Origin of the sequence: Liquorilactobacillus sicerae, assembly GCF_029916425.1 — a bacterium.
GTDB classification, from domain to species: Bacteria; Bacillota; Bacilli; order Lactobacillales; family Lactobacillaceae; genus Liquorilactobacillus; species Liquorilactobacillus sicerae.
The window spans coordinates 176,594-200,875 of record NZ_JAHAVQ010000002.1 but is presented as its reverse complement, the minus strand read 5'-3'; the positions used below and the strand labels follow the sequence as shown (position 1 = coordinate 200,875).

The 24,282-nt window shown below is 38.3% G+C and carries 23 protein-coding genes and 1 other annotated feature; of the genes, 12 read left to right on the top strand and 11 right to left on the bottom strand.

What is annotated here, in order from left to right:
* Positions 1-15: 15 nt before the first annotated feature.
* Both KH893_RS02090 and KH893_RS02085 read left to right on the top strand, forming a co-directional pair.
* Complete coding sequence (locus KH893_RS02090) at positions 16-708, top strand: response regulator transcription factor (RefSeq protein WP_281164512.1); 693 nt, start codon at positions 16-18, stop codon at positions 706-708.
* On the top strand, positions 695-904 hold the full coding sequence (locus tag KH893_RS02085) for a hypothetical protein (protein ID WP_281164511.1): 210 nt from the start codon (positions 695-697) through the stop codon (positions 902-904). The genes KH893_RS02090 and KH893_RS02085 overlap by 14 nt, the downstream gene beginning before the upstream one ends.
* A 7-nt stretch (positions 905-911) precedes the next feature.
* Here the strand turns inward: KH893_RS02085 and KH893_RS02080 are convergent, their stop codons facing one another.
* The 11 genes from KH893_RS02080 to KH893_RS02030 all read right to left on the bottom strand — a co-directional run bounded on the left by KH893_RS02080 (position 912) and on the right by KH893_RS02030 (position 13,208).
* On the bottom strand, positions 912-1,718 hold the full coding sequence (locus tag KH893_RS02080) for a CHAD domain-containing protein (protein ID WP_281164510.1): 807 nt from the start codon (positions 1,716-1,718) through the stop codon (positions 912-914).
* A 410-nt stretch (positions 1,719-2,128) separates the two neighbouring features.
* Entirely contained in the window at positions 2,129-2,650 is a 522-nt protein-coding gene (locus tag KH893_RS02075; RefSeq protein ID WP_281164509.1) for a methylated-DNA--[protein]-cysteine S-methyltransferase, read from the bottom strand.
* Between the two features lie 838 nt (positions 2,651-3,488).
* The gene (locus tag KH893_RS02070; RefSeq protein WP_281164508.1) at positions 3,489-4,643 is read right to left on the bottom strand and encodes an MFS transporter; all 1,155 of its coding nucleotides are present in this window, start codon (positions 4,641-4,643) and stop codon (positions 3,489-3,491) included.
* 37 nt (positions 4,644-4,680) lie between these two features.
* Positions 4,681-5,655 (bottom strand): asparaginase, encoded by a 975-nt coding sequence (locus tag KH893_RS02065; RefSeq protein ID WP_281164507.1) that lies wholly within the window; start codon positions 5,653-5,655, stop codon positions 4,681-4,683.
* Between the two features lie 69 nt (positions 5,656-5,724).
* Positions 5,725-7,398 carry an adenine deaminase gene (gene ade / locus KH893_RS02060; RefSeq protein ID WP_281164537.1) on the bottom strand — a complete coding sequence of 558 codons (1,674 nt, stop codon included), beginning with the start codon at positions 7,396-7,398 and terminating at the stop codon, positions 5,725-5,727.
* Positions 7,399-7,575: 177 nt separating this feature from the next.
* The gene (locus KH893_RS02055) at positions 7,576-8,715 is read right to left on the bottom strand and encodes a serine hydrolase domain-containing protein (protein ID WP_281164506.1); all 1,140 of its coding nucleotides are present in this window, start codon (positions 8,713-8,715) and stop codon (positions 7,576-7,578) included.
* 21 nt (positions 8,716-8,736) lie between these two features.
* Positions 8,737-10,029, bottom strand: coding sequence for a D-alanyl-lipoteichoic acid biosynthesis protein DltD (gene dltD / locus KH893_RS02050; RefSeq protein ID WP_281164505.1), 1,293 nt, complete (start codon positions 10,027-10,029; stop codon positions 8,737-8,739).
* Complete coding sequence (gene dltC / locus KH893_RS02045) at positions 10,026-10,271, bottom strand: D-alanine--poly(phosphoribitol) ligase subunit DltC (RefSeq protein WP_281164504.1); 246 nt, start codon at positions 10,269-10,271, stop codon at positions 10,026-10,028. The genes dltD and dltC overlap by 4 nt, the downstream gene beginning before the upstream one ends.
* Before the next feature lie 19 nt (positions 10,272-10,290).
* Positions 10,291-11,526: a D-alanyl-lipoteichoic acid biosynthesis protein DltB gene (gene dltB / locus KH893_RS02040; RefSeq protein ID WP_281164503.1), complete on the bottom strand. Its 1,236-nt coding sequence runs from the start codon at positions 11,524-11,526 to the stop codon at positions 10,291-10,293.
* Positions 11,523-13,049 carry a D-alanine--poly(phosphoribitol) ligase subunit DltA gene (gene dltA, locus KH893_RS02035; RefSeq protein WP_281164502.1) on the bottom strand — a complete coding sequence of 509 codons (1,527 nt, stop codon included), beginning with the start codon at positions 13,047-13,049 and terminating at the stop codon, positions 11,523-11,525. The genes dltB and dltA overlap by 4 nt, the downstream gene beginning before the upstream one ends.
* A 21-nt stretch (positions 13,050-13,070) precedes the next feature.
* Positions 13,071-13,208 (bottom strand): teichoic acid D-Ala incorporation-associated protein DltX, encoded by a 138-nt coding sequence (locus KH893_RS02030; protein WP_281164501.1) that lies wholly within the window; start codon positions 13,206-13,208, stop codon positions 13,071-13,073.
* Positions 13,209-13,621: 413 nt separating this feature from the next.
* On the opposite strand from KH893_RS02030, the gene KH893_RS02025 reads away from it, so the two are divergent.
* The 10 genes from KH893_RS02025 (at position 13,622) to KH893_RS01980 (ending at position 24,280) form a co-directional block, all read left to right on the top strand.
* Complete coding sequence (locus KH893_RS02025; RefSeq protein ID WP_281164500.1) at positions 13,622-14,686, top strand: YdcF family protein; 1,065 nt, start codon at positions 13,622-13,624, stop codon at positions 14,684-14,686.
* Positions 14,687-14,788: 102 nt separating this feature from the next.
* A complete protein-coding gene (locus tag KH893_RS02020) occupies positions 14,789-15,169 on the top strand; it encodes a response regulator (protein ID WP_281164499.1) in 381 nt (126 codons plus the stop codon).
* 30 nt (positions 15,170-15,199) lie between these two features.
* Complete coding sequence (locus KH893_RS02015; protein ID WP_281164498.1) at positions 15,200-15,418, top strand: winged helix-turn-helix domain-containing protein; 219 nt, start codon at positions 15,200-15,202, stop codon at positions 15,416-15,418.
* Positions 15,396-15,929, top strand: coding sequence for a hypothetical protein (locus KH893_RS02010; RefSeq protein ID WP_281164497.1), 534 nt, complete (start codon positions 15,396-15,398; stop codon positions 15,927-15,929). Before KH893_RS02015 ends, KH893_RS02010 begins: the two co-directional genes overlap by 23 nt.
* Positions 15,930-16,162: 233 nt before the next feature.
* Positions 16,163-16,543: an ABC transporter permease gene (locus KH893_RS02005; protein WP_281164496.1), complete on the top strand. Its 381-nt coding sequence runs from the start codon at positions 16,163-16,165 to the stop codon at positions 16,541-16,543.
* Between the two features lie 186 nt (positions 16,544-16,729).
* Positions 16,730-17,761: a branched-chain amino acid aminotransferase gene (locus tag KH893_RS02000; protein WP_281164495.1), complete on the top strand. Its 1,032-nt coding sequence runs from the start codon at positions 16,730-16,732 to the stop codon at positions 17,759-17,761.
* A 155-nt stretch (positions 17,762-17,916) separates the two neighbouring features.
* Positions 17,917-18,157, top strand: a binding site (T-box leader).
* Between the two features lie 114 nt (positions 18,158-18,271).
* Entirely contained in the window at positions 18,272-19,660 is a 1,389-nt protein-coding gene (brnQ, locus tag KH893_RS01995) for a branched-chain amino acid transport system II carrier protein (protein ID WP_281164494.1), read from the top strand.
* A 197-nt stretch (positions 19,661-19,857) separates the two neighbouring features.
* The gene (locus tag KH893_RS01990; RefSeq protein ID WP_281164493.1) at positions 19,858-21,258 is read left to right on the top strand and encodes a class II fumarate hydratase; all 1,401 of its coding nucleotides are present in this window, start codon (positions 19,858-19,860) and stop codon (positions 21,256-21,258) included.
* A complete protein-coding gene (locus KH893_RS01985; RefSeq protein WP_281164492.1) occupies positions 21,258-22,655 on the top strand; it encodes a flavocytochrome c in 1,398 nt (465 codons plus the stop codon). The genes KH893_RS01990 and KH893_RS01985 overlap by 1 nt, the downstream gene beginning before the upstream one ends.
* A 407-nt stretch (positions 22,656-23,062) precedes the next feature.
* A complete protein-coding gene (locus KH893_RS01980) occupies positions 23,063-24,280 on the top strand; it encodes a DUF2075 domain-containing protein (protein ID WP_281164491.1) in 1,218 nt (405 codons plus the stop codon).
* The last annotated feature ends 2 nt before the right edge of the window (positions 24,281-24,282 follow it).

The following is a 24,282-nucleotide window of genomic DNA, read 5'->3' as shown; positions in this document are numbered from 1 at the left end:
ATGGAGGAGTTATTGATGAAAAAAACCGTGCTTTTGGTGGAAGATGAACAAGGTTTGTTAGATTCCTTGAAAAAAGAATTGCAGTTTGAGAATTATCAAGTATTGACTGCAATGGATGGGGTAACAGCCTTAAAAATTTTTTTTGAAAAGCAGGAAACAATCGATTTAATTATCCTTGATTGGATGCTGCCAAAATTAGATGGTTTAGGCGTCTTGCGTCGCTTAAGGCATACGTCTGACGTTCCAGTAATCATGCTAACCGCCCGTGATTATACAGGTGATAAGGTTGCTGGGCTAAGAGGTGGCGCTGATGATTATGTAACTAAGCCCTTTGATATTGAGGAATTATTAGCGCGCATGAAAGCTATTTTGCGTAGACCACGGCAATTGAGTACACATGCGCAACTTTTCAAACTTGATGACTTGACACTCGATGTCGATAAACGACGGATCATGCGTCAGGGTAAGAATATTCAGCTGACGCAACGGGAATATCAGTTGCTATTAGAAATGTTCAAGACGGTTGGCAAAGTTTTTACCCGCAATGAATTATTGGATCTGGTTTGGGGAACTGATTTTGAAGGTGATCCAAATATTGTGGATGTTTATATTCGGTATTTACGTAACAAAATTGATCATTTTCCCAATTCAAAAAAGTTGATTCAAACAGTTCGTGGGGTCGGTTATATGTTAAGTGATCAGGAATAAAAGTATTCAAAAGGGAAAATGGTTAATTATCTTGGTGATTGCAAGTTTTGCTGATTTTGAGGGGATACTGCATGAAGTTATTGATCCAGTTTCAATTTTGTGGACTTTGAAAATAATGTATGAGCCTAAAAAAGCCAATCTTGCTCCAATAACTTCTTCGCTGGGCAAGGTTGGTTTTAATCCTTCAACAGGCTAATGATGACTTATTTATCAGTAGACTTGGCAGTTGGCTGATAGATTTTTTCTTGTTCATGAGCAATTTTTAACAGCAAGTCTTTTTGTTGGGGATCGGTGATTTTTGCAGCCAGGTCCTGCAATAAGCCATAATTTACATGGGCATCCGTAATCACACCACAAGTGTCTTGAATCTTTTCGGCGGCTGCTTGAGTCTTAATAGCCGCTTGAGAGATAAAATCGGCAAAGTAAGTGGCTGAATAACGCAAAGTTTTAGCTTTTTTTCGAATTTGATGAACCTGTGGATAATCAGTCAAATCCAAATGTCGGTAAGCTTTAATAATTTTTTTCTGCCGTTTTTTCAGCTGCTGCGTGAGCAACTTTGACCAATTAAGCTCAGTTTGGAATTTTAGCTGAGCTAATTGTTGTTTAACAGTGATCAAACAATTTTTTAAAGTCGTTTGGGTAGTAGTTGTCAAAACTTGTTCCATGATTTGCTGACGTTGCTGATGAAACATTTTAAAAAGTTGATAGTAGTTTGAGCTTGTATCAGTACTGGGATATTTAAGAGCATACTGGCTGCTTTTTTCAATCAAAACATCGATTTCTCTTAGCGGACCTAAGAGTTTGGCAGCTTGGCTTAAGTTTTGATCGATGGTAGCAAAACTTGTTGCTGGTAGTTGCCGTTTTAAAAATTTAAATAAGCCCCGCAAGGTTCGAAGTGAAACACGTAAAGCATGAGTTCGTTCAGGATCATATGGGTTGTTCAAAAAGTGAGTACGTTCAATTTGAATTTGCTGAAACTGACGTTGAAAAATAGGCATGATCGATTTCATTAGATATCCCTCCTCTTTGATTTTAAACGCTTACATTCAACTATAAAATAACACAGATCTGAAAAAAATAAAGCGAAACAATTAAAACTTTAGCGATTACTATTAAACCGGCCATTTGAAAAATTATGTTATTGACTTTAGCAATGAAACTTCTAGAATCAAATTAGTTTCAAGCGTTTAGGATTAATTTGAGGTTGAAGAAAGATTAATTAGCTAAAGTCTGTAGCAATCGATTAGTTGGCAAAGAAACACCCAGCCTTTTTTAGCTGTATTTGAGTGTCAGTGGAATTAAGCTTGACAGTACTGCTGTCAGAATGGTTTGCGTAGAATAGTTATCCTCATTACACGAGGTTTTTGGCAGAATTGAAAAATCATTTGAATTTGCTGACTGGCAAGTCCAAGTGATTTTTTTAAAGTTGATCTTTAATGTTTAAAAATGGATTTTCAAATTTTAACAATGCTTTTTTACGGCTAATTCCACCGGCATAGCCAGTCAGTCGTCCGTTAGTACCAATGACACGGTGGCATGGAATAATGATTGTAATTGGATTATGCGCAATGGCATTGGCAACTGCGCGAGCATAATTACGTGGATCACTTTTTCCAGTAACAACTTTAGCGGCAACTTCTTGATAAGTTACAGTTTGCCCATAAGGAATCATGGTCAAAGCATTCAAGACTTGTCGCTGAAAAGGACTGACCGTTGGAGCCAGCTTTAAGGTCGCAATGGCTGGATCCTTACCAGCAAAATAGGTTTCCAACCAGTTTTTGGCCGTTAGAATAGCCGACGGTTCACCATTGATGGCCGATTTAAGCTGGTGGTCAGCTGTAAAGTACTTTTGGTCAGAAAACCATAAGCCTTGCAAGGCTTGGTGATCGCTTAGCAAATAGATTGTACCAAGCGGTGAAGCAAAGGTATTATAGTAATTCATCAAACTCTCCTAGAATTCTTTCAAAAATTAAAATACTTTGCCACTCTAAATGTCTATGGTCACGAATAATGAACTGTCTAAAAAACTAACACCTAGAATTTTATAAGCGTGTGAAGCAAGACAAAAGACCAAATAATAACCCGAAAATGTACCTGATAAGTTTGATCAATAAAGTTGCTAGCTGTCAACCAGGAGCTTTTTTAACTAGTTAGCGTAAATAGCGGCCGATTTCGCTTAAAATGTCAATACTAAATAGATACTTAAGTTTTTCTGTAATTCCCTCTTCTGAAAAAGTTACTTTTCCTTGGCTCAGAAACAAGAGTTAGCGATTCTCTTAGCAAAGATTTTAAGCATATAACAGCAAGATAAAAATGATGGTTTAATTATATTCTGTTCTAAACAAGATAATAATTGATAACTTTTATTATTGGGGAATTTCAATAGTTTTTTCAAGAAAAAAGGTATATTCAAAATGGATTAACGGTGATAACGTTCACTCTTAAATCCAGTTATTAATGATGTTTGGTTCAAAGCTTCTACAAGTTAGAACCTTGAAGCACTTTTTTCTAAGAAAGAGTGAGAAAATATTTACTTCACCGACAGCTAAGCAATTGGAATTAATGCAGCCACTGCCAGACAATTTTCAAGATATTACTTGATCACCAGTTTTAACAGCAAGGGAATTTTTGAGACATATTCGCCCTTTAAAGAGGGATTAGTATATATAACACCAAATCTGCAACTATAAATTTCTGCTCACCTTGCAGTAAAACATCAAACCATTGAGGAAAATGCTGCAAATTATTACTCAACTGGTATGTCATAGTTCTGGCTTAATTTAAACTTGATCATTACTCTTAGTCCGTAAAACGCAACTGCCTAATAGCACCATTAGCAAATGAGCTGCAAATAAAAGCAAAAACGTTAAGTCAAAACCGCTCAGTTCAATTAAAGCGCTGCCTAATAATGGACCTAAAGCACGTCCCAATGAACCAGCAGTGCTGCCTAAAGCCTGAATGGTTGCTCGATTTTGATCAGTCGCAAAACGATTCAGCGTTGCCGGGGTGGTTGTTAAGGTTAAAATATCTCCCAGCGACAATAAAGTAATTCCCAGAATAAATTGCGGGTAAGCAGTTGCGTGAAGCAAACTGAGGTATGAAACTGCAAAAAAGCCGCTGCCAAGTAAGATGCGCCATTTCTCATTTTTAAAAGTTGGTCGAAAGAAAATTCCCAAAAGTGGCTGGAGTAAGACAATCTCGAAAGTTGAAATAGTAAACAAGAGACTGTATTTTTGAACAGAAATTCCTTTTTGCAGCATATAAACTGAAACATTGCTATTCCATTGCTCGTAACCAATCCAAATAATGATCAGCAAACAACAAATAAACCAGAATTTGAGCGGCAATTGAGTAAACTGCCGCCAAGAAAATTGATTTTTGGTTTGATCAACTGGCCGTTTGAGCTCATGAAAGGAAAACTTGATGATTACGAAGGCTAAAAAGAATAAGACAAAAGCAACACCGAAAACCCAGCGAACATTAACAGCATATAAAACTCCTGACAGAAAAGTTGCTAAGCCCATGCCAAGATTTGCCAACCAATATTCTTGGGTAAACAAATTAGGGGTGCATTTTTGACGCAGGGCAATATAACCATTAACGGCAGAATTTAAAATACCTAAGCCCCAGCCATAACAGGTCGCAAACAAGGCGTACCAAGGCCACAGCGGGAAAAAGAACAGCAATAGCAAATTTAAGCCAACGATGGCACCGCCAAGGTAATGAGTCAGTTTGATCCGCCAATTATCAAATAACCAGCCACCTAACAGATTGCCTAAGACCATTGCCAACGAAAAGGCCAGCAATACATTGCCGGCAACAATTAGTTTTTGCTGTAACTGGTTATGCAAGTATAAAGTCGTAATCGGCATAATCAGACCGATTCCCATATTGACCAGCATTCCAACCAGCAAAACTCCTAAATTTTTCCTCATAAAACGTTTACCTACTTAATAGTTTCTAATTGGTTATCTAAGAAATCGCATCATTCAAATAATTTTTTAAGATGGAACCCTTTAATCCATAACTTAAACCAACTAATAATTTAATGCGAGCTTTTTGACCATTTAAACCATGGCAGAAGGTAACGCCCAGTTTGCCTAATTGGATGCCACCACCTTGATAAGCGTAAACTTCTTGAGCAATGCCATTAAAACACCGCGAAACTAAGATCACTGGTATTTGCCGGTCAAGTAGATTTTTAAGAGCTGGCAAAACTTGCGGCGGCAAATTACCAGCTCCTAAAGCTTCAATGACAACTCCATTAGTTTGTGGCTGATCAATCAATTGCAACAATTCAGGATCCATTCCGGCATAAGCTTTGATCAAGTAGACATGATCAACAATTTGATCAATAGGGTGGTAACTATGCGAAAGCAGTTTTTCAAAGAAGATGACTTTTTTCTTAGTTACTAAGCCAATTGGACCAAAAGAAGGAGTTTGAAAAGTGGCTACATTAGTGGTGTGAGTTTTAGTGACAAAACGGGCAGTATGAATCTCATCATTCATTACGACTAAAGCTCCTTGGCCTTTAGCCTCATCACTGGCAGCTGTTTGAATGGCAGTTTGCAGATTATGTAGCCCATCGGAACCAATTTCATTTGCTGAACGCATTGCACCCGTGACAACAACCGGCAATTCATCAGGCACAGTCAGATCTAAAAAATAAGCCGTTTCTTCAAGGGTATCAGTGCCGTGCGTAATCACAACTCCTTCAAATCCCTGCTTAACTGCTTGCAAGATTCTTTGCTGGATCTTGAGCATTTCTTTCGGTCCAATATGCGGTGAAGGCAAATTAAAGACATCTTCAGTTCGTAAATCAATTTGGCCATGAAAGAAGTCCGGTGCTTCATCCAATGGATTGTGTGGTGTTGGAGCGACACCACCATTTCTGTTTTCTGACATAGCAATCGTTCCGCCGGTATGTAAAACTAAAATCTTTTTCAACAAATTGACCTCCAACTTCAATGAAACTTTCAAATTATTTTTAAATCTAGCGTACAAATTTTTTGAAAGTTAATCAACCTCTAAATCAATAAACTTTCCAGCATCAAAATCATATAGACCCTGATCAGTTAATTTTAAAGTTGGAATGACTGGCAGGGTCAAAAATGACAAAGTAATAAAGGGGTTGAAATCAACAGTTTTTTTGCCAGTTATTTTTTGATAGCCAGTCGAAATTGCTTGCAGATCTTGGGCAGCGGCCGAATAGGGCTTGGCCGACATTAAACCGGCAATTGGCAGTGGCATAATTGCTAAAACTTGATCATGTTGAACTACAGCGATGCCACCATTGCAAGCAGTGATTGCTTGAATCGCCGTGTAAATTGCTTGATCATCAGTGCCCACTGCAACGATATTGTGCGAGTCGTGGGCCACAGTGGTTGCGATTGCCCCATTTTTTAAACCAAATCCGTGAACCAAGCCTAAGCCAAAAGTTCCTAGATTATGGTGGCGTTCAACTACGATCATTTTTGAAATGTCTTGGTCAAAATCATTACAAAACAAACCATTTTTAAGTGGGACTTGTCGTTGGAGCCGCTGAGTTTCAATATGATTTGGAATGATCCCAATCACCTGACAATTGCTGGTTGTCAGTTTTAACTGCAAGTCATTAAGCTGCAGCTGCTGATGAACAGTTGGTTGCTCAAATGGTAGTGGCTGGGTAGCTGCAGGCGTAATCCACTGGCCAGCTTTCATAACGCGCTGAGCAGCAACCTTGTTAAGATCAGCTAACACAACTAAATCAGCGGTAAAGCCGGTACCTAAAGCACCATAGTTCGTTAATTTATGGGCCTGGGCAGCATTATAGCTGGCCATAGTATAGGCAGTTTCAGCTCGAATTCCCTTTTTGATCGCCAAACGAATACAACGATTGATTCCACCTTCAGTCAGAATGTCACTGATCAGTTTGTCATCGGTGCAAAAGGCAAAACGTTGTGCATTGCCTTCATTAACAGCCTTAATCACCTGATCTAAATCGCGTTCGACGGAACCTTCTCGCAAAAATGTCCAAAAGCCAGCTGCAAGACGTTCTTGAGCTTGTTGCTTAGTCATGCATTCATGATCAGTATCAATTCCGACTCGGCGATAAATATCCAGTTGTTGAGAATTTAAACCTGATCCGTGACCGTCAGCATGGTAACCAGCTGCTTGAGCATCTTGAATTTTTTGCAACAAATCAGGATCACCATTGGCTACCGCTGGGAAGTCCATTACTTCTGCTAACCCTTTGACGGTTGGTTCAGTATATAGCGGTTTTAGGTCAGCTGCAGCTAAAGTTGCACCATTATGTTCAAACGGTGTGCAGGGGACGGAGGAGGGAAGCATATAAAAAATATCTAACGGAGTTTGAGCTGCATCTTTGATCATATATTTTATTCCAGCAACACCGCAAACGTTGGCAATTTCATGCGGATCAGCAACGATTGTTGTTGTGCCGGTCGGTAAAAGGGCTTTTCCTAGCTCGCTGGGAGCAACCATTGAACTTTCAACATGTACATGAGCATCGATCATTCCTGGAACAATAAAAGCCTGTTGAGCATCAAAAGTCTTTTCAGCAGTTAGGTCGGCTTCACCGGTTGCAACGATTTTTCCGTGATCGATCCATAATTTTTTGTTTTCAAATTGTCGACTGAAAACATTTAGAATTTGGCCATTTTTAATACACAGTTCGACATTTTGTTTAATCAATTTGCTTTCCTCCAGTTAAATTGGATCTTGAATTTTTAAGAGCCATTTTATTACAATTTAGGTTAAGAAACAAGCTAAGTTTGATTAAATTTAAGAAAAGCAGTCACAATTTTTTGATTGTGACTGCTTTTTGTTCGGTAAAAAAAGAATTTAGAGTAAATTAAGCAATTTACCTCAAGTATTGTTTGTAATTTGCTGATATAGTTGTGACAAAAGTGTGTTTTGAATCATTGCTTGTGGATTCCAATGATTACTGAGCAAAACGACAGCATTTTTGCCACTATTTGAAATAGCAATGCTGCTTTCAAAGCCAAAACCGATCCCATGCAGTCGATCATATTGTGGAGTTGGATACATTCCAGCCGTATAAGGATCATGTGGTGTTTGCAAATAAAGGTAGAGGTCATCTTTTTCAGGCAGTAATTTGCCGTTTCTTAAGGCAGCTTGCACGCGATAAACATCAAATGCTGACATATACATGTTGCTTGCACCTAATTCAGCACTGATGGAAGCTGGTTGAATTGTTTGGGCAGTTAGCAGAGAATTACTTGTGATCGTATAGCCAACTGGCAGCTGGTGGTCTTTTTTGACTGATAAGAATCCCGTTTGGTGCAAATTCAACGGTTTGATTAAATATTTATTAATTAATTGTTGATAATTAGTTTTGGTCAGCTTTTCAGCAATTCCAGCCAGCAAAACATAATTGATTTCTTGGTAATCAAACTTGCCAACCTTAGCTGGTGTATAACTTAAATGGGTCAAATCATAGCTGATTACTTGCTGGTCAGTCGCTGATTGTTTTAGTGGCTTAAGTAATTGATAACTTGAACACATATTGAGCATTTCTCGCAAAGTGACGGTTTTCCCACCTGGGATCTTAGGATAAAAGTCACCAACTTTCTGGTTTAAGGTCAATTTATGCTGTAAAACCAGCCGCATAATCAAATAACCGGTCAATGATTTTTGAACTGAATTTATTGGGTAGCCAGCAGCTATCTGATTGGGTTGATCAGCTTTAAAATCAGCTTGGCCAAAAGCTTTTAAAAAAACAATTTTTTCATTTTTAACCAGCAGACAGGTTCCACTGAAATGTCGATTAGCTAATAATTTAGCGACATTTTTATTTTGGGTAGAACCAAGTTGGTCAATGGTTCGGTTAGAGTGCTGAATGTTTCGCTTCTTTGAATGAGTTTTCCTCACAGTTATTTCTTTTGATTGGTTAATTTTTATTTCTTGATGTGTAAAGTTAGCACCGAAAATTGATAATCCAAAAGTTGTGAGGATCAATGAACTCCATAAAAGTTTCTTTTTCATCCGTCATCAATTCCCTTAAAGTTAATTGAGCTGTGCTGCAAATTGCTGCAGATTTTGCTGATTCGGCTTTAACTGTTGCCATTTGCGGCTTAAGAATTGTTTTTTTAGGTGATAGTGAACTGTTGGCTGCTTAGTTTGGATAAAGCTGTTAACACGATGGTTGAACTTGACCCAGCCGAGCCAACCGATATGGATCGTATCTTGCATAAAGTAAGGAGTTGAACCATCATGTGAATAATCAGCGATGTTATCGAAACCTTGTTGCTGCAATTGAAATTTGATCTTGGCAACTGAACGGTAATACATTGGCAAACTTAACCTAGTATAAGCAGCCCATTTGGTATTAACTGGTTGAATCATGAACAAGACTTGGGTATGCTGTTTAGCCAACTGATGTAAAACAAGTTCTAAATCAGCGTATTCGGGTGATTGCAAATAACTAAAATGTTTCTCTGCACCGGCCAATAACTTATAATGTGGCTTAACCCGTTGTGTATAAAACTTATTAAGAATCCGAAAATGATTATTAGTACTTTGTTTTTGTCCATCAAGCTGGGCCATCGTTTGCAATTTTTGATAGTTATATTTAGTTGGCAGATTATTTAGGCGTGGCTTGATCCGGCTCAAGTAATTGTCATTAGGTCGAAAACGTGAAAATAATTCATCCTCATGCCATAAAAAGTTATGTTGACTGCTGATCAGTCGCTGATCGATGGCACTTAGCTGATGGCCTTGAGCAATTTTGGTTGCTAACTGTGAGACTTCATCGTTAGGTCCTAACAGATTTATTAAGCGTTTAGCCAAATAACGATCATAAGCTGAATGCGGGTTAGCTTGTTTAAGCCAAGTCAAATCAGCTAATCCGCCATTGTAATATTTGAAGGCATCGGGACTGATTCCTTGTTTGACAAACCATTGTGGTGAAATGATAAAGACAACTTTACGATTTTTTAGTTCTGGCAAAATGGTCTCCATGGCTAAAAATTGCGGCAGTGATTGAGCACCTTTTTTGCCTAAAAGGAAAGGTCGATAATTATAATACTTAGCCGACATGACTGAAGGATGAAATTCATCCATGCGTTCTAATTCACTTGAGCCAAAAAAAGGTACATAATTGACTTTTTTATCTTGCAAGGCTTTCTGCTTGAGAAACTGATTTTTAAAAGTTGCTGTATCAAGCGAAACAGCGGCTTTTCGCATTTCTTGAGCAGAAACTTTCCGGTAATGGATCGGCAGACTAAGCAAGATAGCTATTAATAAGACTGCTAGAAGCACAGGACCAAAGATCTGCCAAAGCAAATGTTTTGTTTTCACTTTTGTAACTCCTTTATTTGGTTACAGATTTTGGTAATGGTGTTCCATTGTTGTCGGTCAAATTCTGAAACCGGCACATTAACTCCCAATTCATCTTGTAAAGTTACTAGCAGTTCAACCGTAGCCATGGAATCTAAAAAACCAGTTTTGAAAAGATCCTGATCACCCAGTGCTTTAACTTCTGCTTCATCATTAGCAGTTACATCAGCCAAAATCTTAATTACTTTTTCTTCTAAATCCATTAAAAATCCCTGCTTTCTTTTATTTATTTAAAATATGAGAACCAAACCAAAACTGATTCAAAAATCCAGAGAATAACAAGAAACTCAACATTACAAAATTAAAAGTGACAAAAATTGCGATTCCGGTGGTTAGCTTATTGTGTGGCAGCCATTTAAGATGCTGCTTTTTATACCTTAACCACCAATCATTAATGACTAATCCTAAACCATGCATTAGCCCATAAAGAATGTAATACCAGGTCAAGCCATGCCAACAGCCCATAATCAGCATATTCAGCAAATACCCAAGTGAAGATAGTAAATGACGGTTTTTGATCCACTTTTTCTTAGTTGCCATAAAGACGAAGCGCATGAAAATATAGTCACGAAACCAAAATGATAATGTTATATGCCAGCGATTCCAGAATTCTTTGATATTTTTTGAAATAAATGGCTGATTAAAGTTCATCGGCGTTTTGACGCCCATTAGATAACTGATAGCAACTGCAAATAATGAATAGCCAGCAAAGTCAAAGAATAAATCTAAACCATAGACGTACATCACACCAACCAGATACCAAGTAAAATGTGGACTATAAAAAAGTGCCTGCTTTTCAAGGATTGGTAATAAACGACTTCCTAGATAATAAGCCAAAATAAATTTGTAAAGGAAACCGAGAAACAAATAATTAACTGCTTTGGCAACCATTTGTAAATATTCTTGACGTGACGGCACTTGTTGATAGTCTTTTTCAAAACGCCGAAAACGATCGATCGGACCAGAAGTCAGAGCTGGCATAAAAGCCATGAAACGAACGAAATGATAAGCATTGATCTCCTGAATCATCCCGTCACGTGTTTCAATTACCGTTCCCGTAGCTCTAAAAGTTAAATAACTGATTCCCAGAAAACCGATGATCGAATTTTGTCCAGTCAAAGCCGGTGTGACTTTGATAATGACTAAAGGCAGCAGCGATAAAAACACTGTCAGGTAGAAAACACTGCTTTGGTTGGCTTGTTGTCGATAATTAAGATAAAACTTAACTAACAAGGTCTGCCAACATAAAAAGCCGATCAAAGCCAGCAGTTGAGGGAAATTTTGGTCATCAAACATGAAAAACAAAAAGACGAGATTGAGCAAGAATTCATATTTAACTAAGCGTTTCCCATAATAAAGGCTGATTCCTAAAGGAAGGATTGCTAACAACAAATAGATAAAATAAGTTGGTGTGCCGTAAACTTTCAAGTTCGGCAGATCAGTTAAAAGGCTTGTCAAGAGTTGACCTCCTTGATCAATCGTTTCACATCGATTTTTCCATTTGGTGACAGTGGGAAACTGCGCTGGAAAATAAATTGACTCGGCAGCATATATGGCATGATCTTGCCTGCCAAATCTTGTCGAATCTGCTTGATCAGCGACTGATGATCAGCCGTTGAATCAGTTGGAATAATTAAGCCAACTAGGTGACTTGGTCGCCGATCGGATCCGTATTTGGGGATCGCCACAGCTTGCTTGATGAGGCTGCTTTGCTCGAGTGCTGCTCGAACTTCATCAAGTTCGATTCGGAAACCATGCAATTTTATCTGAAAATCTTTGCGGCCTAAGTAATTTAAAAGACCAGCTTGATCAAAATAACCTAAATCGCCAGTATGATAAGCTGGCTGATCATTTAAAGTGAAAAAAGCTGCCTTGGTTTTTTGCGGATTATTGAGATAGCCAGCTGAAACACACGGACCGCTGATGATAATTTCTCCTGGTTGGCCAGTTGGAACTGGTAACTGGTGATCATCACAGACCAGCAATTTAACTTGTGGTTCAGCTGTACCTAATGGAAGCCGCTTAACAGTTGAAATTTTTTCTGGTTGAACTTGCCAAGCACTAACTGCAACCGTAGCTTCAGTTGGACCGTAAGTGTTAAAGATACGGCTTTGTGGGAAACGTTTAGTTAGTTTAGTAGCTAATTTGACGGTCAATTCTTCGCCACAGAGTAAGAATAATTTTAAATGTGGCATTTTTGCTTGACAAAAGTCTTGCGACAATAACAACATTTCAGCTAACGAAGGCGTTCCAACAAAAACGTCTAAGTCAAGTTGTGGCAGCCGTTGAAATAGACTGGCAAAATTTTCTACTTCTTGATGAAAAAGAGCTTTGATCGTACCGCCGCGCAAGATTGCTGGCAACCAATACATGTTTGAAACATCAAAGGAATAAGGAACTTGACCCAAAAAATTGGCTTTTTCAGGAATTGAAAACGTTGGGCTTAATAGCCATTCTAAAAATAAGTTTAGATTTGCGTGGCTAATTGGAACCCCTTTAGGTGAGCCGGTTGTACCCGAAGTAAATAAAATGTAGAAAGGTGTTTGTTCGGCAATTCGTTTCGGCTGAAAGGTACTTTCAGGTTGCTGAAAAATTTGCTGCAGCTGCTGACGATTGATCAACGGCCGATTGCCAAGATAAGTTTGAGTAAAAGGGAAGTCACTGATCAGCAGAATTGCCTGTGGATCAGCAGTTGTTAAGATTGATTTGATCCGTTCAATTCCAGATGCCGAGTCAACCGGAATATAGGGATGACCAGTCAAGACACAGCCTAAAAAAGTGACGATCATTTCAAATTGGTGGTCACCAAAAACCAAAATTGGTCGTGAATTAGGATAATTAGTTGTTAAAAAGTCAGCAAATCTAAAAACTTTTGCTTTTAGTTCATGATAGGTGTGATTTTTTTGCTGCTCAGTGTAAACAATGTTTTGATCGTTTATTTGTAATGCGTTGATTAGTTTAGTGACGAGTGTCTTTGTCATTAAAATTCCCCCAAACTGTTATTAAAATTCGTTATAGATAAATGGTTCCTGTCCAACACCAAAGTATCCGTAAAGATAAAGTAAAAACAGCAAAATAGCAAAATAAAATACTGTTTTAAGCAGAAAATCAAAAATCGGGTGATGCAGTATTTTTTTCATAATCATGACTCCCTTGTTACAAGTTTGTTTCAGTATAAAATTTAAAAAACGTTTTTAAAACACTAGTGAAAGTAATTTAACTAAAGGTTAGCTATCTTTACCAAATTTGAAGAAATTGTGAATTTTTTTAAGAGAAACTGTGAGTATAATTAAAAACTAATTTGACTGATGAATTTACACTTTAAATGCAAACCAAAGATAAAAAAAAAGACCAGATTGAAAAATCAATCTGGTCAGCGGTAAAGTGCGGCGACCTTCCGAACGCGTTACTGCGCCGATCGCTTTCCTTTACCATGGTTTGGCACCAGTGGTAGTATCTCATTAATTATTACGTTGGTCAAATAAAAAAGTTACTGCCTAACAAATGGATAATGGTAAAATAACGATAGTAATTATATAAAGGGGTTTACAGAATGCAATTTAATGCAGGAATAAGTTTTGTTATGTTAGCCTGGTTGATTTTTTTATTGGTTTTCGGCGGCTTGGTTTTCAGTCTAAAGCGTAATAAATTCCGTTTACTCAATGGAATTTTGGGAAATTTAAGTTTATTTTTATTGGGGACAGCACTTGCTTTGACGATTACTTATAGCCAGGTTCCGTGGTTAGAACATGCGATGTTAGTTGCTTTGGTAGTTATTGCGATTCCGATTGTAGTTTTGTATTTATCATTAGGAATCTTATTATTGTGGAATGCAATTATTGTTTGGCGCAAGGAAAGCCATACCTTAAGCAATATGCTGACATTGATCTTAGGCTTAGCAATTCTTTTGAGTCCAGTTTTTTCACGTACTTTGCGGGCAATTTTTCCTTCGCGGATCTCATGGGCAATTATGGGTTTGATGGCAGTGTTTGTCGGCTATTTTTCTTTTTGGTTGGTTAACTTTATCACCTCATTTTTAATTACTCGGCTGTTTCATCCAAAATGGAATCAGCAATATATTATTGTTTTAGGCTCAGGCTTAATTAATGGCGAACGTGTTTCACCACTGTTAGCTTCGCGAATTATGAAAGCAAAGGAATTTGGTGATCAGCAATTTGAAAAAACTGGTTCCCGCCCAGTGATTATTTTTTCTGGTGGTCAAGGAGCAGATGAAAAACTGCCTGAAGGTCAAGCAATGAAAGTATATGCGCTAGAAAATGGGATGACAGCATATACCTTGGTTGCGGAGACCAAGTCGCGTAACACTTATGAAAATATGCTGTTTTCTAAAAAAATCCTTGAAGCAAGGAAGATTCCGTTGGCGGCCGGCATTTTTTCAACTAGCGACTATCATACTTTTCGTGCGGCCGGTTATGCCCGTTATGTTGGCTTGAAGATTGACGGAATTGGCGCCAGAACTAGCAAGTTTTTTATTCCCAATGCTTTTTTGCGCGAATATATTGCAATTTTGATGAATCATAAAGTTTTTCACTTGATTGCGTTAGGGTTACTGATTCTATTGAATGTTGGATTGTTTATTGTGCAGTTCGCTAGCTAAGTTAAGCTGTAATCGAACAGCAAATGAGAGGTGAAGGACTTTGAAGAAAATCTTCATTGTTGAAGAGACGACCAAGCACTTGTTCAAGCCTTGATTAGGGGTTTGAACAAGTGGAATTATCAAGTCGCAACGGTTGATAACTGGGAGATAGTTGTCAAAGAAATTACTGCCCAACAGCCTGATTTAGTAACTATGGATATTACTTTACCTTTATATGACGGGTTTTATTGGACAGCTAAGTTGCGTGAATTTTCTCAAGTCCCGTTAATTTTCTTATCAGCTGCTGAAATGGACCCAAATGCTATTCGGGCGATTGCTCTTGGAGCGGATGATTATTTGACAAAACCTTTTTCAGTAAATGTCTTACTTTCAAAGATTCAAGCAGTCTTGCGACGAACACAACTTAATTCGGTGGCTACCAGCAATTTGCAGTTTGAAAATTGTCAGCTGAATTTGTTAACTAATGTTTTGATGACTTCGTGAACTCAAATCAAGTTAACTCCAACTGAGAGTGTGATTTTAAAATTATTGTTTTTAAATCATGGCAAAATCATTACTAAAACACAAATCATGAATGAGTTATGGCAGGGGGGAGCCTTTGTTGATGAAAATGTGTTAAACGTCAATCTCAGTCGATTACGGAAAAAGTTAACGCTGACTAACTTACAACAGCGAATCGTTACTGAGCGGAAACGAGGTTATCGGCTAATTGAAAAAAATGAAACGAATTAGATTGCGTAAACTAAAATCTTTGCTGGATCAATTGCCACTAATCTTGGCTTATTTATTATTGATTGGTTTAGTACAGCTTTTAGTTTGGCTAAAGGATGATCAGAATCGCTTAGCACTTGATTTACTGCGCTTTTTTTACGCACCATTTTTTCTTTGGATACTTTGGCGACTCTGGCGTAAAATTTCGGCACAGCAGCAGTTACTGGCAGCTAATCAGCAGAATCAATTGCCTAATCACTTGCCACCTGAGACACTGAGCCAGACATATTATCAAGTATTAGCAGACCATCAAGAACGTTTTCAGACTAAATTGCAGCAATTACGGCTGACTGATCAGCAACGCAAAACCTATTTTAATTTATGGAGTCATGAAATGAAATTGCCGGTTAACCAACAGCTGCTGACGGATCGCAAATGGTTGGCCTTTTGCTTACAGCGGATTGTTTTCAATGTCGTTTGTGGTGAGTTTGTTATATACAATTTTAAGTTTTGTCATTTCATTACAATATAATCGCTTCCCTTTGCCGCTTGCTGTTGTCTTCAAGTGGTCATTACCCCATATTTCAGCTGGTACGATGTCCGCTAGCATTATCAGGCTCTTCCTTTCTATGCCCTCTTGTATTGGAATCTTGTGTATTGCCGGCTTCTTATCATAACTATGTAGCGGTCAAACTATTTGAAAGTGAGAAGGAATAAACATGGGGACATTAATTGTCAATGAATTTCGCAAATTGAAAAGATCTGATGTCTTACTCGTTTTTTTATCTCCCTCATCTTTACCGATCTTCTTTCAATCTTTCAACTATAAATAGTAGTAATGAATACTCAATTTATAATTACAGTGATTTTATAAATATCGTGATTTGGGATAGTTTTAGTTTAGTTTTACCAGCAATGATTGTTATCTTCAGTAACTATTTAATTAATGTTGAGCATATATCTGGAGCACTAAAGGATAACATCACTTGCGCCGTTGCCGTTAATAAATTATACGCTAGCAAATTATTGGTCTTATGCATAATCAACCTGGTGTTTGCGGCTATCGAGGATAACTTGATAAATAGCTCATCATGCAAAATCCTATTTGACAAAAAAGAGTTAGATAATTATACTATGCTTAAATAAATAATAAATTGCTGAGATTTCAGAGAAAGTTATTGCTGATAATGATTTGTTCAAGTAATTTAATGAGGATATCTTACGGGGTAAACGAGTTAAGTAAGTTAATAAATGAGCAAATTAGCGCGGTGATTTTTGAGATAAGGCAATTTACAATTCTTTATTTATTAAATTACTATAGGGGGAATTTTTATGGCAAAGGCAGTTGCAGCAAACATGGATTGGAATCATCTGGGTTTTCAATATTGGGATCTTCCGTATCGTTATCAAGCTGTTTATCAAGATGGTGAATGGCATGAAGATGGTCTAATTGAAGAATCAAGTATGACATTTTCCGAGGCTGCTGAGGATCTTCATTATGGACAAGAAGTATTTGAAGGCTTAAAAGCATATCGTTGTAAAGATGGTAGTGTTAACATTTTTCGTCCAGATATGAATGCTCAAAGAATGGAGAATTCTGCTAAACGTCTTTCAATGGTACCATTTCCAAAAGATAAATTTGTTGAGGCAGTCAAAGCAGTTGTTAAAGCAAACCAAGATTTTGTGCCTCCATATGAAACTGGTGCTTCACTTTATCTTCGGCCATTTATGGTCGGAACTGAGCCAATGGTTGGTGTTAAACCATCAAAGACTTATGTTTTCCGCATTTTTGCTACTCCAGTTGGTGCTTATATCAAAGGCTTGACACCAATGCCATATATGGTCAGTGATTATGATCGAGCTGCATATGCAGGTACTGGTCAGGCAAAGACCGCTGGAAACTATGCAGGTAGTCTTTATCCAGCTATGAAAGCTAAAGATGCTGGCTTTGCTGATTGCTTATACCTTGATCCACGTGAACATAAATATATTGATGAATTTGGTGGAGCTAACTTCTATGGAATTACTAAAGATGGTCAATTTGTCACTCCAAAGTCGGATTCAATTTTGCCATCAGTTACTAAGAAATCAATTTTGAGAATTGCTGAACGGCAAGGCTTGAATCCGGTTGAAACCCAAATTAAGATGGCAGACTTTGATCAATTTGCTGAAGCTGGTGCGATGGGAACAGCTGCCGTAATTTCCCCAGTTGGTTCATTAACTTATAAAGATAAGAAATTTGTTCCATTTAGCGAAACTGAAGCTGGACCATATACTAAGAAACTTTACGAAGAATTGCTTGGTATTCAGTACAGTGAACGTGAAGACTTTGATAATTGGGTACAAAAGGTTGATCTTAACTAGAATAATTTAAACATTTAGAAGTCAAAACATTTATTTGTTTTGGCTTTTTTTATTGGTTAAATTGTAGTCTCTAATTAAGATTCATAATTTTTTTACCATTTTTTATTGACATTCAAAAGCTAGCAAAGTAAAATTGATAATAAGATTAAATATAAGAGAACGCGATGAGAAAGAAGAGTAGCTTTTACCATTCGGTAGCGAGCCTTGTTCGGTGAAAGAAGGTAGTCTAAGTTAAGAGTGAAAATCACTTTTGAGCGCTGTGTTGAATTTCTTGGTAGGCACGCTGGGTACGCCCATTACAGCGTTAGCGTCTAAAATGTTTTTTTGTACGTGAAAGGCAATTATAGCGATGTAATTGCAAACCAAGGTGGTACAGTGCAGTAAAGCACCCTTGCTTGAGTGGAAACTCAACAAGGGCGCTTTTTTTATATTTTTTTTATATTTTCCCGGGTAATATAAAAAAATGTTGTATTTAATCTAAAGATTGATTGAAAATCGGGGGAATTACTGATGAAGGAATTTAGAGAAAGAAAACTAACTAAGAAAGATTACTTTGTAGTTAGTTCATTGTTATTTGGTTTGTTTTTTGGAGCAGGGAATTTAATTTTTCCATTGCATCTTGGACAGTTGGCAGGCAGTCATTGGTTACTGGCTGCGTTAGGCTTTTTGGTCACTGCTGTTTTATTGCCATTGTTTTCAGTTTTAGCGATTTCAGTAACCCGTTCGGAAGGGGTTTATGATATAGGTAAACCTCTGGGGGCAGTATTTGCATTGATTTTTATGGTCTTGATTCATGCGACAATTGGGCCATTATTTGGAACTCCGCGGACAGCAACGGTTTCGTTTACGGTTGGGATTGAACCATTTTTGCCGAAGCAGTTTGACCAGATTGGATTATTTGTATTTTCGTTAATTTTCTTTGGCTTGGCTTTTGCTTTATCATATAGAGAAAATAATATTGTTAGAAATGTTGGCAAGGTTTTAAATCCGTTATTTTTGCTTTTATTATTTGTCGTTTTTCTAGTCGCATTTTCTAATCCAATGGGAAGTACAACGACGGCAACGGTTACTAAAGCATATTTAAGTGATCCATTTACCAATGGATTTTTGCAAGGATATAACACGATGGATGCTTTAGCTGGACTAGCTTTTGGGGTAACAGTTGTCACGGCTGTTAGACAACTAGGAAAGAAAAAACCGAGTTCAGTTGCATTGACAACTGCTCGTGCTGGTCTATTTACAATGATAGCAATCGGTTTGATCTATCTTTTACTAATTTTGGTAGGAGCAATGTCACTTGGAAAACTTAAAGTTTCTGCAGATGGTGGGGTAGCTTTTACACAAATTGTTAACTACTATGCAGGACGTGTTGGTCAAGCCTTCTTGGCAACTTTATTGACGTTGACTTGTTTGACAACTGCAGTCGGTTTGGTTGCAGCTTTTGCACAAGACTTTCATAAGCATTTCCCGAAAGTCAGTTATCATGTTTGGTTGGCATTTAGCTGCTTGGCGTCATTCTTGACTGCTAATTTGGGGTTAGATCAAATTATTACTTGGTCGGTTCCACTCTTGATGTTTTTATATCCGTTGGCAATGGCATTGATTGTGCTCTCGATCACTTCACCTTGGTTCAAACGTGATTCGCGAGTTTACTTGACGACGGTTGTTTTAACAGTTGTGCCAGCTTTCTTTGATATGGTAGTGTCATTTCCAGCAGTTGTTAGTCAAAGTTCTTTTGGCTTAGCTATTGCTAGTTTTCAACAAAAATTCCTGCCCTTAGCTAATGTTGATTTAGATTGGCTATTGCCAGCAATCGTTGGCTTTGCTTTAGGTTTGGTTTGGCACTTTGCTCAAGGACGAGTTGCAGTTGGTGCAGTTGGAAAATCACAGGCAAAATAGAATAATTTAGATTTTATAACAGTTTGAATTTAATTTTTAGAAACTTTAATCTTGGCAAACAGGCCAGGATTTTTTTATGCCAAAATTAAATATTTGAATTAAGCAAAAAGCTGATTGACGAAAGGAGAACAACGATAGTATGATTGCAGGTAAAAAGAAGGTTAAATTTGATTAAATAGCTTTTAGGAGGCAGTTTGATGACAGCAAATGAATTTCGAATTGAAGCTGATACATTAGGTGAAGTACAAATTCCGACTCAAGCATTATGGGGACCACAAACTGAGCGAAGTCGCCAAAACTTTCCAACCGGCAAAACAATGCCGTTAGCCTTGATCAAGGTATTACTGCAGATTAAAAAAGCAGCTGCTCAAGTCAATTGTCAACTTAAGAATTTGGAACAGGCTAAAGGTAAATTGATCATTCAAGCGGTTGATCAGCTATTAAATTTACCTGCTGAAAAGTTGCAGCAGGATTTTCCTTTACATGTTTATCAGACTGGTTCAGGAACTCAGACAAATATGAATGTCAATGAAGTTATTGCTCATCAAGCCGCCCTGCTTGACCCAAAGATTGTTATTTTACCCAATGATGATGTCAATTGTGGTCAAAGCTCGAATGACGTTTTTCCAACGGCAATGAATATTACGGCAGTTTTAGCGACCCAAAAGTTAGTGACCGAACTAAAACATTTAATTGATGAACTGAAAATCAAACAAGCTAAGTATTGGCAAGTTGTCAAAATTGGCCGCACGCATTTGCAAGATGCTACGCCATTGACTTTTGGTCAAGAAGTCAGCGGTTGGGTCAGTATGTTGGAACATGATTTAAATTATTTGCACCAGTTGGCTCCAACTTTACTGGAATTAGCAATTGGTGGGACGGCAGTTGGAACTGGCTTGAACGCAGTGCCTGGTTTTGCTGCCGGGGTCGCTAAAAAATTAAGTCAGATTTATCAATTAAACTTTACGGCTGAGACTAATAAATTTTACGGTTTAGCAGCTCATTCTGGTTTAAATATCGTTCATGGCAGTTTCAAGACGCTAGCAGCTGATTTAATGAAAATTGCGAATGATGTGCGTTTCTTAGCCAGTGGCCCACGTGCTGGCTATGATGAATTAAATATTCCGGCAAACGAACCCGGTTCATCGATCATGCCTGGCAAGGTCAATCCAACGCAGGCCGAAGCCTTGACAATGGCGGCAGTTCGTGTAATCGGCAATGATGTCGTGGTGGATTTGGCTGCTTCACAGGGGAATTTTGAAATGAATGTTTATAAACCGGTTTTAATTGATGCTTTTTTAGAGTCAGCCGAATTATTAACCGGAACGATCAAAGGCTTTGCTGATAAAATGATCCATGGTTTGACAGTTAATGCTCAGCGGATGGAAGAATTGGTTGATAATTCATTGATGACGGTTACTGCCTTATCCCCGCACATTGGTTACCATGACAGCGCCCAAATTGCCCAGTTGGCTGATCAAAAGCAGTTAACCTTGCGACAGGCAGCCTTAAAGTCGGGCAAAGTTACCGCTGAGCAATTTGATCGATGGGTCGATCCGTTAAAAATGACCAATATTCAGGAAAAGGGGAATTTATAATGGGTACAAAATATGTTTTTCAACCAATGGATTTGGCTGAGTTAAAAGCTAGTTATGATTTGATCGTCGTTGGTTCGGGAGGAATGGGACTTACAGCTGCATTGCAGGCCAGTGAACTTGGCTTACAGGTAGCAGTTTTTGAAAAAATGGCAAAATTAGGTGGCAATACCAACCGAGCATCATCAGGGATGAATGCGGCTGAGACCAATGTCCAGTTGGAACATGGGATCATTGATAGCTATCAGGAATTTTACCAAGATACTTTTTTAGGTGGAGGTCAAAGAAATGATCCGCAGCTACTGGATTATTTCACTTCACATGCAGCCTTAGCGATTGATTGGCTAGCTGACCATGGAATTATTTTAGATGACGTGACGATCACTGGTGGTATGAAGATCAAACGAACTCATCGCCCAAGCAGTACAGCACCAATTGGCGGATTTTTGGTTACTAACCTCTTGAAGCAAATTGAAAAACGGCAAGTTCCAGTTTTTACAGGCGTTCAAGTGGAACACTTATTGCAAGATCAATCAACTCAGATTTGTGGGGTGAAACTTAAGCTGCCTGATGGAACAAGTCAAAAACTGGCTGCTCGAACAGTTATTCTGGCAACTGGCGGTTTTGGAGCCAATCGGGAATTGATCAAGCAAGTCCGCCCAGATCTGGCAGACTATCAAACAACTAATCAAGCGGGAGCGACTGGAGATGGCTTAAAATTAGCTAAGGAAGTTGGAGCAGCTTTCGTTGATTTAGATCAGATTCAAGTTCATCCAACTGTCCAGCAGGATACTGATCATGCCTATTTGATTGGTGAAGCTGTTCGCGGTGAAGGGGCAATTTTAGTTGACCAGCAAGGCCAGCGTTTTGTCAATGAGTTAGATACCCGTAAAAACGTGACAGCGGCAATTGACCAGTTGCCTGAAAAAGCTGCTTATCTGATATTTGATGGTGGAATCCGGCAGCACGCTAAAGCAATTGACTTTTATGACTATATTGGTTTGGTGATCCATGGTCAAGATTTGAACGATTTAGCTGATAAAATTAAAGTTCCGGCGGTCAATTTGACTACTACGCTGGCGGCTTGGAATCAAGCTGTTATTCAGCAAGCAGATCCCAAATTTTCCCGTTCGACTGGAATGGATCGTGGAATTACTCAGGCACCGTATTTTGCGATTCACATTGCGCCAGCTGTTCACTATACAATGGGAGGAGTTAAAATCAATTATCAAACTCAAGTGCTCAATCAACAGGGCCAGCCGATCAAAGGGTTATTTGCCGGTGGTGAAGTTGCTGGCGGTCTGCATGGAAATAATCGGATTGGTGGTAATTCAATTGCTGAAACGGTCGTTTTTGGTCGTCAAGCTGGACAACAAGCATTTAAGTATTTGCAAAACTAAAACTAGCAAGGACTTTTAGATATTTTTAAAGCGGCTCTAAAAGTTTAGCAAACAAGCAATGATTCCTTGCTTGTTTTTTTTAAGCTTTTTAATCCTGAATTTAATTAAAAATAATAAGATTAAAAAATGTTTAGCAGAAAAACAAGGAGAAAAATCGCCGAAAGCTATTTTAGGGTTGACCGATCTGTTAGTTATCGTTAGTTATCATTTGAAGCTGAGTTGCCTAATTAGATTTTCTTCTTTTTGGTCAGAAACCCATTTTGATTTTGGGTGTTTTGGGGATTTTAAAATTAAACCGACCAGATGTAAGACTGGTGAAAATTTTCTTTAAAAGCGGGACATGAATTTTTATCTGCAAGCGAGCATGTTATCATAAAAGTATAAATCATTAGAAAGAAGATCAAACTTTGTCATTAACTGAATCAACCTTTATTTTACCTAAAGAGGCTCAGCTGACTACCAAGCAGCAACAAACTAGGCAGCAGATTTTGAAGTTTGCCAGTCAACAGCTGCATGCCAAAACCACGGCTGTTTTTGTTTTAAGTGGTGATGCTGGTTCTGGGAAAAGCGTTGTTTTGAGTGCGGTGTTCAATGAACTGCAGAAAAAATCGCAAAGCCGAGGCTCGGTTTTTTATCAGACCGATAATCATTTACTGGTCAATCATAATGAAATGTTGAAAATCTATTGGGAAATAGCCGGTCAGACCAACTATCTGAAAAAGAAAAGTTTTGAGAAGCCGACCCCTTTTATTAACCGAATGAATAAGCGACACCAGCTGGCGGATATTGTCTTTGTGGATGAAGCTCAGTTGCTATTGAGTCAAGCTGATCCCTTCAATCATTTTAAGGCAGCTAATCAGTTAGATGAAATCATGAAACTAACGCATGTTTTGGTGATAGTCGCTGATTTCAATCAGGTCGTCAAGCTTAAAAGCTATTGGTCCAAGTCATTATTACAGCAGCATTTAGCGGGCCATCCAGTGGCAACTGCTGACTTAGATCAGCAATTAAGAATCCAAGACGAAAAGCTGGCTGATTGGATCAATTCCCTGATCGTCGGCAAATTAGAACCATTACCAGCAGCCACTGATTATGAACTAAGAATTTTTGCTGATGGTCAGCCGCTGTTTGACTGGGTCAAAGCGCATGATCAAATTAGCGGTTTGTCAAGAATATTGGCAACGACAGATTTTCCATTTCGAGTCTTTAGTCGCGAACCATGGTATGTAACAGCTGGATCACTCAAACTGCCGTGGGATCGCTTCAATTATCAAGATCGGCCTTGGGCTAGCCAGCCGGAAACAATCAATGAAGTTGGTTCGATTTATACAATTCAGGGTTTTGACTTGAATTACGCTGGGGTGGTCTTAGGACCAAGTGTCACTTATGAGTCCAAAACAGATCAAGTGGTTTTTCATCCCGAAAAATTTGAAGATCAAACAGCATTACAAAAGCGGCATCAGGCCGATCTGCCAAATGAAAGAGCGGCGCAAATTAAACTATTGAAAAATGTTGTCAATATTTTATTGAAACGCGGTCGTTATGGTTTAGGAATTTACGCGGTTGATCCAGCATTACGGCAAAAACTATTATTATTAGCTCAAAAATCAGCAGGGAGAGAATAAGC

What these genes read in the sequence shown, in the direction of transcription:
- KH893_RS02090 (WP_281164512.1), top strand. Translation starts at nt 16, where the DNA reads ATGAAAAAAACCGTGCTTTTGGTGGAAGATGAACAAGGTTTGTTAGAT.
- KH893_RS02080 (WP_281164510.1), bottom strand. Translation starts at nt 1,718, where the DNA reads ATGAAATCGATCATGCCTATTTTTCAACGTCAGTTTCAGCAAATTCAA.
- KH893_RS02075 (WP_281164509.1), bottom strand. Translation starts at nt 2,650, where the DNA reads ATGAATTACTATAATACCTTTGCTTCACCGCTTGGTACAATCTATTTG.
- KH893_RS02070 (WP_281164508.1), bottom strand. Translation starts at nt 4,643, where the DNA reads ATGAGGAAAAATTTAGGAGTTTTGCTGGTTGGAATGCTGGTCAATATG.
- KH893_RS02055 (WP_281164506.1), bottom strand. Translation starts at nt 8,715, where the DNA reads ATGAAAAAGAAACTTTTATGGAGTTCATTGATCCTCACAACTTTTGGA.
- dltC (WP_281164504.1), bottom strand. Translation starts at nt 10,271, where the DNA reads ATGGATTTAGAAGAAAAAGTAATTAAGATTTTGGCTGATGTAACTGCT.
- dltA (WP_281164502.1), bottom strand. Translation starts at nt 13,049, where the DNA reads ATGACAAAGACACTCGTCACTAAACTAATCAACGCATTACAAATAAAC.
- KH893_RS02030 (WP_281164501.1), bottom strand. Translation starts at nt 13,208, where the DNA reads ATGAAAAAAATACTGCATCACCCGATTTTTGATTTTCTGCTTAAAACA.
- KH893_RS02025 (WP_281164500.1), top strand. Translation starts at nt 13,622, where the DNA reads ATGCAATTTAATGCAGGAATAAGTTTTGTTATGTTAGCCTGGTTGATT.
- KH893_RS02005 (WP_281164496.1), top strand. Translation starts at nt 16,163, where the DNA reads ATGTCTTACTCGTTTTTTTATCTCCCTCATCTTTACCGATCTTCTTTC.
- KH893_RS02000 (WP_281164495.1), top strand. Translation starts at nt 16,730, where the DNA reads ATGGCAAAGGCAGTTGCAGCAAACATGGATTGGAATCATCTGGGTTTT.
- brnQ (WP_281164494.1), top strand. Translation starts at nt 18,272, where the DNA reads ATGAAGGAATTTAGAGAAAGAAAACTAACTAAGAAAGATTACTTTGTA.
- KH893_RS01990 (WP_281164493.1), top strand. Translation starts at nt 19,858, where the DNA reads ATGACAGCAAATGAATTTCGAATTGAAGCTGATACATTAGGTGAAGTA.
- KH893_RS01985 (WP_281164492.1), top strand. Translation starts at nt 21,258, where the DNA reads ATGGGTACAAAATATGTTTTTCAACCAATGGATTTGGCTGAGTTAAAA.